The 8,838-nt window shown below is 64.7% G+C and carries 16 protein-coding genes and 1 pseudogene; 5 read left to right on the top strand and 12 right to left on the bottom strand.

Going from position 1 to position 8,838, the window contains the following annotated elements:
- Positions 1-848: protoporphyrinogen/coproporphyrinogen oxidase (locus ACRDUX_RS10755; protein ID WP_526413691.1), on the top strand; the 848-nt coding region annotated here is incomplete at its 5' end.
- Positions 849-926: 78 nt separating this feature from the next.
- On the opposite strand, the gene rpsQ is transcribed toward ACRDUX_RS10755, so the two are convergent.
- The 11 genes from rpsQ to rpsJ are packed head-to-tail and all read right to left on the bottom strand — an operon-like array spanning position 927 to position 6,422.
- A complete protein-coding gene (rpsQ, locus tag ACRDUX_RS10750) occupies positions 927-1,256 on the bottom strand; it encodes a 30S ribosomal protein S17 (protein ID WP_526413689.1) in 330 nt (109 codons plus the stop codon).
- Positions 1,256-1,489: a 50S ribosomal protein L29 gene (rpmC, locus tag ACRDUX_RS10745; protein WP_526413687.1), complete on the bottom strand. Its 234-nt coding sequence runs from the start codon at positions 1,487-1,489 to the stop codon at positions 1,256-1,258. Before rpmC ends, rpsQ begins: the two co-directional genes overlap by 1 nt.
- A complete protein-coding gene (gene rplP, locus ACRDUX_RS10740; RefSeq protein ID WP_526413685.1) occupies positions 1,489-1,905 on the bottom strand; it encodes a 50S ribosomal protein L16 in 417 nt (138 codons plus the stop codon). Before rplP ends, rpmC begins: the two co-directional genes overlap by 1 nt.
- A gap of 3 nt (positions 1,906-1,908) precedes the next feature.
- Positions 1,909-2,799 carry a 30S ribosomal protein S3 gene (gene rpsC / locus ACRDUX_RS10735; protein ID WP_526413683.1) on the bottom strand — a complete coding sequence of 297 codons (891 nt, stop codon included), beginning with the start codon at positions 2,797-2,799 and terminating at the stop codon, positions 1,909-1,911.
- The gene (rplV, locus tag ACRDUX_RS10730; protein ID WP_526413681.1) at positions 2,799-3,353 is read right to left on the bottom strand and encodes a 50S ribosomal protein L22; all 555 of its coding nucleotides are present in this window, start codon (positions 3,351-3,353) and stop codon (positions 2,799-2,801) included. The genes rpsC and rplV overlap by 1 nt, the downstream gene beginning before the upstream one ends.
- On the bottom strand, positions 3,353-3,634 hold the full coding sequence (gene rpsS / locus ACRDUX_RS10725) for a 30S ribosomal protein S19 (protein ID WP_056557244.1): 282 nt from the start codon (positions 3,632-3,634) through the stop codon (positions 3,353-3,355). The genes rplV and rpsS overlap by 1 nt, the downstream gene beginning before the upstream one ends.
- A gap of 12 nt (positions 3,635-3,646) precedes the next feature.
- The gene (rplB, locus tag ACRDUX_RS10720; protein ID WP_526413679.1) at positions 3,647-4,483 is read right to left on the bottom strand and encodes a 50S ribosomal protein L2; all 837 of its coding nucleotides are present in this window, start codon (positions 4,481-4,483) and stop codon (positions 3,647-3,649) included.
- Between the two features lie 32 nt (positions 4,484-4,515).
- A complete protein-coding gene (gene rplW / locus ACRDUX_RS10715) occupies positions 4,516-4,818 on the bottom strand; it encodes a 50S ribosomal protein L23 (RefSeq protein WP_526413677.1) in 303 nt (100 codons plus the stop codon).
- Positions 4,818-5,465, bottom strand: coding sequence for a 50S ribosomal protein L4 (gene rplD, locus ACRDUX_RS10710; protein ID WP_043401726.1), 648 nt, complete (start codon positions 5,463-5,465; stop codon positions 4,818-4,820). Before rplD ends, rplW begins: the two co-directional genes overlap by 1 nt.
- The gene (gene rplC / locus ACRDUX_RS10705) at positions 5,465-6,118 is read right to left on the bottom strand and encodes a 50S ribosomal protein L3 (protein WP_043401723.1); all 654 of its coding nucleotides are present in this window, start codon (positions 6,116-6,118) and stop codon (positions 5,465-5,467) included. The genes rplD and rplC overlap by 1 nt, the downstream gene beginning before the upstream one ends.
- 13 nt (positions 6,119-6,131) lie before the next feature.
- A complete protein-coding gene (gene rpsJ / locus ACRDUX_RS10700; RefSeq protein WP_526413693.1) occupies positions 6,132-6,422 on the bottom strand; it encodes a 30S ribosomal protein S10 in 291 nt (96 codons plus the stop codon).
- A 457-nt stretch (positions 6,423-6,879) separates the two neighbouring features.
- Here rpsJ and ACRDUX_RS10695 point away from each other — a divergent pair, with 457 nt between their 5' ends.
- From ACRDUX_RS10695 to ACRDUX_RS10680, 4 genes and pseudogenes are all read left to right on the top strand, one after another.
- A complete protein-coding gene (locus ACRDUX_RS10695) occupies positions 6,880-7,101 on the top strand; it encodes a DUF4442 domain-containing protein (protein WP_526413675.1) in 222 nt (73 codons plus the stop codon).
- The gene (locus tag ACRDUX_RS10690; RefSeq protein ID WP_526413673.1) at positions 7,098-7,571 is read left to right on the top strand and encodes a PaaI family thioesterase; all 474 of its coding nucleotides are present in this window, start codon (positions 7,098-7,100) and stop codon (positions 7,569-7,571) included. The genes ACRDUX_RS10695 and ACRDUX_RS10690 overlap by 4 nt, the downstream gene beginning before the upstream one ends.
- 23 nt (positions 7,572-7,594) lie before the next feature.
- Positions 7,595-8,052: pseudogene (locus ACRDUX_RS10685) on the top strand (serine/threonine-protein kinase); the annotation flags it as partial.
- A gap of 151 nt (positions 8,053-8,203) precedes the next feature.
- Positions 8,204-8,446 carry a hypothetical protein gene (locus ACRDUX_RS10680; RefSeq protein ID WP_526413671.1) on the top strand — a complete coding sequence of 81 codons (243 nt, stop codon included), beginning with the start codon at positions 8,204-8,206 and terminating at the stop codon, positions 8,444-8,446.
- Positions 8,447-8,458: 12 nt separating this feature from the next.
- Here ACRDUX_RS10680 and ACRDUX_RS10675 read toward each other — a convergent pair whose 3' ends face one another.
- A complete protein-coding gene (locus tag ACRDUX_RS10675) occupies positions 8,459-8,719 on the bottom strand; it encodes a hypothetical protein (RefSeq protein WP_526413669.1) in 261 nt (86 codons plus the stop codon).
- Positions 8,720-8,838 lie beyond the last annotated feature (119 nt).

Genomic DNA, 8,838 nt, shown 5'->3' with positions numbered 1-8,838 from the left:
GTTGGCAACTGCGCAGCAAGTGGGATTCGGTAGATCAGGACGTCTTTCGGTACCCCCGACTGGGGCCTGGCCAACTCTGGGAGGCCGCTGCGGCGGCGTTGGCCGACCTCGGGGTCTTTCCCAGCCTCGATTCTCAGGTCGTCAAGGCTCGGTTCGACGGCGGAAATTGGACCATCGAGCTGCAGAACGGTGAGACTGCGTCCGGAGATGCGATCTTTTCGAGCATGCCCCTGCGGTTGCTGGTGGACGCCCTCGAGCCAGAGCCGCCGAAACACATTCGCGCGGCAGCCGCAGCTCTCAAGCACCGTGCACTGATAACGGTCGCCGTCGCCCTTCGCAAGCACTACGACATTCCCTACAACTGGGTGTACACGCCCGGTAAAGCCCTGCGGGTTGGTCGGATTCAGAATTACGGCCTCTGGTCGAGCGCACTCGCTCCAGGGGATTGGGATGGCACGTACCTGGGGTTCGAGTACTTCATCGGTCCCGACGGAGAACTCAGCCCTTCGAACGACGAGGACTTGAACGACATCGTCCAAAGAGACCTTCGCGCGCTCGGCATGGACGATTCGGCTGTCGAGCGTGTCATGGTCGTCCGGTCAAGATTCGCCTATCCGATCAGCGACCCGGCCGGAGACAGAAGTGTCGCTCGAATTCGCGATTTCCTACATCGGCACTACCCATCTCTTCACCCGATCGGACGCAACGGCATGCACCGCTACGACAACCAAGACCATGCGATGTTGAGTTCCATGCAAAGCGTCGCCCGGTACTTCGGGGAAGACGTGGACCCTTGGCAGGTCAACACGGATCGGGGCCATCACGAATTGGGATTGCTGAAGCCGTGAACGACTGACCACACGGGGCTATGCGAAAGCCCCCGATGCCGTTGGGCATTCGAGGGCTTTCGGATGAAGTGCGAAGTGCTACTTGGCCTTCTCGAGAATCTCGACGAGGCGCCAGCGCTTGGTCGCCGAGAGCGGCCGCGTCTCCATCAGCGACACGCGATCGCCGACACCGGCGTCGCCGTTCTCGTCGTGCGCCTTGACCTTGGTCGTGGTCCGGATGATCTTGCCGTACAGCGGGTGCTTCGAGCGATTCTCCAGCTCAACCACGATGGTCTTCTGCATCTTGTCGCTCACCACGTAGCCGATGCGCGTCTTCCGCTGTCCACGCGGCTTCTCGGTGCGCGGGGTGTGCGCGGGCCCGGCCTGCTTCGAAGTTGCAGTCGTGCCTTCAGTTGTCTTCTCTGCCATTACGATTCCTCACCAACGGGTCCGGATGCCAGACCCAACTCACGTTCACGAAGCACGGTGTACACACGCGCGATCTCTGACCGCACGACGCGCAGCCGACGGTTGTTGGCCAGCTGGCCGGTCGCCATTTGGAAGCGAAGGTTGAACAGCTCTTCCTTCGACTCGCGCAGCCGGGACGTCAGCTCGTCCTCGGTCAGCTCGCGCAGTTCGCCAGGCGAAGTTCCCACTGCCATCAGAACTGCTCCTCTCTGGTAACGATGCGTGCCTTGATCGGCAGCTTGTGGATCGCGCGGGTAAGTGCTTCCTTCGCGACCTTCTCATCGGGGTAACTGATCTCGAACAGCACGCGGCCGGGCTTGACGTTGGCCACCCACCATTCGGGCGAACCCTTACCGGAACCCATGCGGGTCTCGGCGGGCTTCTTGGTCAGCGGGCGGTCCGGGAAGATGTTGATCCAGACCTTGCCGCCACGCTTGATGTGCCGGTTGATGGCGATACGAGCGGACTCGATCTGCCGATTGGTGACGTAGGCGTGCTCCAGTGCCTGGATGCCGTAGTCGCCGAAGCTGACCTGGGTGCCGCCGCTGGCAATGCCGCGCTGGCGCGGGTGATGCTGCTTGCGGTGCTTGACCTTGCGGGGAATCAACATGGCTTAGCTCTCCGTGCTCTCTGCTGCCACCGGGGCCGCCACGTCCTCGGGAGCGGCGGACGTATCAGCGGCGGACGTGTCGGCGGCTGGCGCCTCTTCGCTGGCAGCGCGGCCGGCCTCGGTGCTCGTCGCCGTGGTGCCCGATGCGCCACTGCGGCGCGGACGGGTGCCCGTGGGACGGTCACGGCGCGGACGTTCTGCGCCGGCGGCGGCGGGGGCGGCGAGCTCGCGCTTGCCACCGACGACGTCACCCTTGTAGATCCAGACCTTCACACCGATGCGGCCGAACGTGGTCTTGGCCTCGTACAGCCCGTAGTCGATGTCGGCGCGCAGCGTGTGCAGCGGCACCCGGCCCTCGCGGTAGAACTCCGAGCGGCTCATCTCGGCGCCGCCGAGGCGACCCGAGCACTGGACCCGGATGCCCTTGACGTTCGGCTGACGCATGGCCGACTGGATCGCCTTGCGCATGGCGCGACGGAATGCGACGCGGTTGCTCAGCTGCTCGGCGACACCCTGGGCCACCAGCTGTGCCACCGACTCGGGGCTCTTCACCTCGAGGATGTTGAGCTGAACCTGCTTGCCGGTCAGCTTCTCCAACGTGCCGCGGATGCTGTCGGCAGCTGCGCCGCGGCGGCCGATGACGATGCCGGGACGGGCGGTGTGGATGTCGACGCGGACCCGGTCGCGGGTGCGCTCGATCTCCACCTTGGCGACACCGGCGCGCTCCAGCTCGACGTTGCGTTCACCGGGGATGACGAACGGCGCGAAGAGCCGACGACGGATTGCGACGTCTTCCTTCACGTACTCCGAGTACTGCTTGTCGGCGTACCAGCGGGACTTCCAGTCGGTCGTGATGCCGAGGCGGAAGCCGTGGGGATTGATCTTCTGGCCCACTACTCCGAGCCTCCCTTCGAATCAGAAGTCACTGTGCCCTCTTCGGACGACGCCTTCTCGGGTGCCGCCTTTGCAGCGGGCGCCTTCTTGGCAGATGCCTTCTTGGCGGGAGCAGTGGCGGCTGCCTTGCTGCCCTGGGCGCGACGCGCCCTGGTGGACGAGGCCGAAGAAGCACCCTTGGCGACCCTGTCGGACCGGCTTGGCCTGCTCTCCACGATCACCGTGATGTGGCTGGTGCGCTTGCGGATTCGGAACGCACGCCCCTGGGCGCGCGGCCGGATGCGCTTGGCGGTCGGGCCTTCGTCGGCGTACACCGAGGCGACCACGAGCGTTGCGGGATCCAGTCCGTCGTTGTTCTGTGCGTTGGCCGCCGCGCTGGCGATGACCTTGGCGACCGGCTCGCTGGCGGCCTGCGGGGCCCAGCGGAGGATGTCGAGCGCCTCGGTCACCGTCTTGCCGCGCACCAGGTCGATCACCCGGCGCGCCTTGGACGCCGAGACGCGCACGAAGCGCGCCTTGGCAACCGCAGACGGATATTCAGTCGTCGTAGTCATTACCGCCGCTTCGCTTTCCGGTCGTCCTTGATGTGACCCTTGAACGTGCGGGTCGGCGCGAACTCGCCCAACTTGTGGCCGACCATGGACTCCGACACGAACACCGGCACGTGCTTGCGGCCGTCGTGGACGGCGAAGGTGTGTCCGATGAAGTCGGGGATGATCGTCGACCGACGCGACCAGGTCTTGATGACCTGCTTGGTGTTCTTCTCGTTCTGGACGTCGACCTTCTTCAAGAGATGGTCGTCGACGAACGGGCCCTTCTTCAGGCTGCGTGGCATCGCTGGATACTCCTAGCGCTTGTTCTTGCCGGTGCGACGGCGTCGGACGATGAGCTTGTCGCTCGGCTTGTTCTTGCGGGTGCGGCCCTCGGGCTTGCCCCACGGGCTGACGGGGTGACGGCCACCGGAGGTCTTGCCCTCGCCACCGCCGTGCGGGTGGTCGACCGGGTTCATCACGACACCGCGGACGGTCGGGCGCTTGCCCTTCCAGCGCATCCGGCCGGCCTTGCCCCAGTTGATGTTGCCCTGCTCGGCGTTACCGACCTCGCCGACGGTGGCGCGGCAGCGCACGTCGACGCGGCGGATCTCACCGCTGGGCATGCGCAGCGTGGCGTAGGTGCCTTCCTTGCCGAGCAGCTGGATGCTGACGCCGGCGGAGCGGCCCATCTTGGCGCCACCCCCGGGCCGCAGCTCCACCGCGTGGATCACGGTGCCGGCGGGGATGTTGCGCAGCGGCAGGTTGTTACCCGGCTTGATGTCGGCGTTCGGCCCCTGCTCGATCACGTCGCCCTGCGAGAGTCCCTGCGGCGCGATGATGTAGCGCTTCTCGCCGTCCAGGTAGTGCAGCAGTGCGATGTTCGCGGTGCGGTTGGGGTCGTACTCGATGTGCGCGACCTTGGCGTTGACGCCGTCCTTGTCGTGGCGACGGAAGTCGATCACGCGGTAGGCACGCTTGTGCCCGCCGCCCTTGTGTCGGGTGGTGATCCGTCCGTGCGCGTTGCGGCCACCGGTGCTGTGCAGCGGGCGAATCAGCGACTTCTCCGGCGTCGACCGAGTGACCTCGGCGAAGTCGGAGACGCTGGACCCGCGACGACCGGGAGTCGTCGGCTTGTACTTGCGTAAAGGCATGTCTGTCTTGTCCTCTGTGCTTCCGCCGGCCGCTAGGCCGGTGCTCCGAACAGGTCGATGGGCTTGCTACCCGCGGCCAGGGTGACGATCGCGCGCTTGGTGCTCTTGCGCTGACCGAAGCCGGCGCGGGTGCGCTTGCGCTTGCCCTGGCGGTTGAGTGTGTTCACGGAATCGACCTTGACGCTGAAGATCTTCTCGATCGCGATCTTGATCTGCGTCTTGTTGGACTCCGGTGCCACGATGAACGTGTACGTGTTGTCCTCGATGAGTCCGTAGGACTTCTCCGAGATGACCGGGGCCAGGATGATGTCGCGAGGATCAGTCACGGTAGCCATCAGGCCGACACCTCCTCTTTCGTGTTGGCGGTGATGTAGGCGTTGAGCGCCTCCACCGAGAACACCAGATCGTCGGCGTTCAGCACGTCGTAGGTGTTCAGCTGATCCGGCGAGATCACATGCACGCCAGGCAGGTTGCGGACGCTCTTGGCGCTGACCACATCGCTGCGGCCGATCACGACGAGCACCTTCTTGTTGTCGGTCAGCGACGACAGGAACGACTTGGCGCTCTTGGTCGACGGGCTCTGACCGGCCACCAGCTCGGTGATCGCGTGGATGCGCTCGTTGCGGGCCCGGTCCGACAGCGCGCTGCGCAGGGCAGCAGCGATCATCTTCTTCGGGGTCCGCTGGCTGTAGTCACGCGGCTGCGGGCCGTGGACGACACCACCACCGGTGAACTGCGGGGCGCGGGTCGAACCCTGACGGGCGCGGCCGGTTCCCTTCTGGCGGTACGGCTTCTTGCCACCACCGGACACCATGGCCCGGGTCTTGGTGGCGTGGGTGCCCTGGCGAGCGGCGGCCAGCTGGGCCGTCACCACCTGGTGCATCAGCGCGATGTTGGGCTCGACGTCGAACAGCTCGGCGGGCAGCTCGACAGAGCCGTCCTTCTTGCCCTCGGGGGTCTTGACGTCAATCTTGAGAGTCATTACTTCTCGCCTCGCTTAACTGCGGTGCGGACAACCACCAGTCCACCATTGCGGCCCGGGATGGCGCCCTTGATGAGCAGCACACCGTTCTCGGCGTCGACCTTGTGAACCTTCAGGTTCTGGGTGGTGACGCGGTCGCTACCCATCCGGCCGGACATGCGGGTGCCCTTGAAGACACGGCCCGGGGTGGCGCAGCCACCGATCGAACCGGGACGACGGTGCACAGCCTGGGCACCGTGCGAGGCGCCCTGGCCCTTGAAGCCGTGGCGCTTCATGGTGCCGGCGAAGCCCTTGCCCTTGCTGGTGCCGGTCACGTCGACGTACGCGCCGTCGGCGAAGATCTCGGCGGTCAGTTCCTGACCGACCTCGTACTCGGCGACCGCGGCCTCGTCTTCGAGACGAAGCTCGGCCAGGTGCCGACGCGGGTTGACGCCTGCAGCGGCGAACTGACCGGTAACCGGCTTGTTCACCTTGCGCGGGCTGATCTCACCGTAGGCGAGCTGCACGGCGCTGTAGCCGTCCCGCTCGGGGGTGCGGATGCGGGTCACCACGTTGGGGCCGGCCTTCACGACCGTGACCGGGACGACTTTGTTGTTCTCGTCGAACACCTGCGTCATGCCCAGCTTGGTGCCCAAAATGCCTTTGCGTGCCATTTTTCTGGGTCTCCTACTGGATGTTGACGTCGACGCTCGCCGGCAGATCGATGCGCATCAAGGCGTCAACGGTCTTCGGCGTGGGGTCGAGGATGTCGATAAGGCGCTTGTGGGTACGCATTTCGAAATGCTCCCGCGAGTCCTTGTACTTATGGGGAGACCGGATAACGCAATACACGTTCTTCTCGGTCGGCAGCGGCACCGGGCCGACCACGCTGGCGCCCGTACGGGTGACAGTCTCGACGATCTTTCGCGCCGAGGCGTCGATCGCCTCATGGTCGTAGGCCTTGAGCCTGATGCGGATCTACTGTCCCGCCACGCTTCTCCTACCTCACTATTAACGGGCCCAGTGTTGGGCCATGTTCTGCTTGGTCTAGCGCGCACCGCACGAATGCGCTGCGCTGGCTATGCCGCCGCTGTTTACCTGTCTCTGGTACACCGACCCCCGCGCTCGGGTGTGTCGCCCTTGCGCACACTCGTCCGCGTTCGAAATATCGATCACGATCGAGGTGGGGACCGGACGCGTCCGTGAGGACGCTGGTCGCATGCCCGGCCAGGCGAACCCGGCTCAAGGCAACCCGAACAGTATGCCTCAGATCCGGGCGGCAGCCAAATTCCGGCTGATCGGCCCCGCGCCAGCTGCGATGAGGGCCGGGAGAGGCGCAGACACTGAAGCCAGGGACCCCCTCGTGAGACGAATTCGTCCCTGGCTTCAGCCTCGGCGTCGGGCCCTACCTTACTCCACAGTAAGGTCTAGCTCCATGCCCGCTCAGAACCCCACCTACCGCGCCTGGAAGGCACTCTCGGGACGCCCGGGCGGCACGCGAGTGTTCTCGGCCGCCGCCATGGTGCGGGTGCCGTATTTCGCCTCGGTGTTACCGCACGTCCTGACGATGGAGCCGGGTCGCGCCGAGGTGGCGGTGCCCAAGTGGTTCTTCGTGAAGAGTGCTGATTTTTATCACTGTGTGGAAAGGCTCCAATGAACGTCACACGAACTTTCCGCGCGTGGCAGCGACTGAATCGAATACCGGGCGGCAGCAGACTCTTCTCCGCGGCCGCCATCGCTCGTGTCCCCTTCTTCGCAACGGTGGTCCCGCACGTCGTCCAGATGGAGCCAGGTCTCGCGGTCGTCACGATCCCGAACTGGCCGCTGGTTCACAATCATTTGAAGACTGTGCATGCCATTGCCTCCTGCAATGCCGCCGAGATGGCTATGGGCATGCTCATGGAAGCCACCGTGCCGACGAGCCACCGCTGGATCCCCAAGGCAATGAACGTTCAGTACCTACGGAAAGCAACCACGTCGTTGCGGGCCATTGCACAGGTCGACCTGCCTGACTTTGACGCTATCTGCGAGGGCGTCGAGCTCTCCGTCCCCGTCCATGTCAGCGATCGGGATGGTAATGAGGTCGTCCGTGCTGATATCACCTGTTGGGTGACGCCGGCAGGCTAAATGTGGGGCCGTACGATCCGGGCATGCCGCCTGGAAACGGGGCGGACTTCGCCGGCTACCGCATCATTCGCTTGCTCGGGTCCGGCGGCATGGGCGAGGTGTACCTCGCACAGCATCCAAGACTGCCGCGACCTGACGCCCTGAAGCTGCTGCCGAAGAGTGGTCGCGGGACCCGCAATACCGCTCACGGTTCAATCGCGAGGCAGATCTGGCATCCACTCTGTGGCATCCGAACATTGTCGGGGTTCATGACCGCGGCGAGCACGACGGCCAACTCTGGATAGTGATGGATTTTGTTGACGGCCAAGACCCGTGCCATCAACTGTCCGACAAATATCCCGTCGGAATGCCCGTTGACCAAGTGATCCCGATCGTCGCGGCGGTCGCGAACGCGCTCGATTACGCACACAAGAAAGGTCTGCTCCACCGCGACGTCAAGCACGTCCGGAGCGTCAACAGCGGCCCGGGCGACGGCACCCGCATCGAATTGATCGACGTCCGCGCCGAGACCCCTGACCGGGTCGTCATCGAGCCACCGTCCGCGTATTCGACTAAGTACCCGAACCACGGCGCCATGCCGGAGTACACGACACCCCGCACCTAAACGCGCAATCACCGATACCGTTAATTGCATGGAACTCAACGTCAGCGTCGGCCCCGAATCGCGCCGGACCTTCGACCTCGTGGACGAAGTGCAGCGCATGATCCGAAGCAACGCCCATGACGACGCCACGATCAAAACCCGCCTCATCGGCGGCCTGGTCAACATCGTCGCCCAACTAGAAGCGTCTATCGCGGAAACGGACCGTGCCGCAGCAGAAGCTAAGCGGCAGAACACCTTCGACGAGCTGAATTTCCGGCAGTACGACCGCTGAGCCGGACGGCGGTCAGACGCGCCGCCAAACCTGCCGAACGTTGTGGTTGTCGTACGCCACCGTCATCGGCCGATCGGGGTCGTCGATCGCCGCCAATACGAAACCCCTGCTGCCCAGTTGCTTCTCCCACTCGGGCTGATTCGGTCCCGCGTCGACTATGCGCGTGATCTGCAGCCACGGGTAATTGCCGGCGATCTTCACGACGTCACCCTCCACCAAATCGCGGGGGTAGACCTCTTCGATCGGCCACGGCGCATCAGTCGGCCTGTCCATCGCGTCCTCCATTCTCAGTGCCGCCCGACGCCACGCGCCATCGCCTCCACGGCCCTCGCGACCCGCCCCTGCAAACCCGACTCATCCATGTTCGAGGGATAGCCCGCCGTCTGGTCGTT

It is taken from the genome of Mycobacterium sp. (assembly GCF_050701675.1).
Classification (GTDB): Bacteria; Actinomycetota; Actinomycetes; order Mycobacteriales; family Mycobacteriaceae; genus Mycobacterium.
Note: the sequence above shows the minus strand (reverse complement) of the source record. Positions and strands in the feature narration are given on the sequence as shown.

Excerpts from the sequence above, each read along its gene's own strand:
- rpmC (WP_526413687.1), bottom strand. The coding sequence starts at position 1,489 with ATGGCAGTGGGAACTTCGCCTGGCGAACTGCGCGAGCTGACCGAGGAC.
- rplW (WP_526413677.1), bottom strand. The coding sequence starts at position 4,818 with ATGGCTACCGTGACTGATCCTCGCGACATCATCCTGGCCCCGGTCATC.
- ACRDUX_RS10690 (WP_526413673.1), top strand. The coding sequence starts at position 7,098 with ATGAACGTCACACGAACTTTCCGCGCGTGGCAGCGACTGAATCGAATA.
- rpsQ (WP_526413689.1), bottom strand. The coding sequence starts at position 1,256 with ATGGCAGAGAAGACAACTGAAGGCACGACTGCAACTTCGAAGCAGGCC.
- ACRDUX_RS10680 (WP_526413671.1), top strand. The coding sequence starts at position 8,204 with ATGGAACTCAACGTCAGCGTCGGCCCCGAATCGCGCCGGACCTTCGAC.
- rplV (WP_526413681.1), bottom strand. The coding sequence starts at position 3,353 with ATGACTACGACGACTGAATATCCGTCTGCGGTTGCCAAGGCGCGCTTC.
- ACRDUX_RS10695 (WP_526413675.1), top strand. The coding sequence starts at position 6,880 with ATGCCCGCTCAGAACCCCACCTACCGCGCCTGGAAGGCACTCTCGGGA.
- ACRDUX_RS10675 (WP_526413669.1), bottom strand. The coding sequence starts at position 8,719 with ATGGACAGGCCGACTGATGCGCCGTGGCCGATCGAAGAGGTCTACCCC.
- rplD (WP_043401726.1), bottom strand. The coding sequence starts at position 5,465 with ATGACTCTCAAGATTGACGTCAAGACCCCCGAGGGCAAGAAGGACGGC.
- rpsS (WP_056557244.1), bottom strand. The coding sequence starts at position 3,634 with ATGCCACGCAGCCTGAAGAAGGGCCCGTTCGTCGACGACCATCTCTTG.
- rplB (WP_526413679.1), bottom strand. The coding sequence starts at position 4,483 with ATGCCTTTACGCAAGTACAAGCCGACGACTCCCGGTCGTCGCGGGTCC.
- rplC (WP_043401723.1), bottom strand. The coding sequence starts at position 6,118 with ATGGCACGCAAAGGCATTTTGGGCACCAAGCTGGGCATGACGCAGGTG.
- rplP (WP_526413685.1), bottom strand. The coding sequence starts at position 1,905 with ATGTTGATTCCCCGCAAGGTCAAGCACCGCAAGCAGCATCACCCGCGC.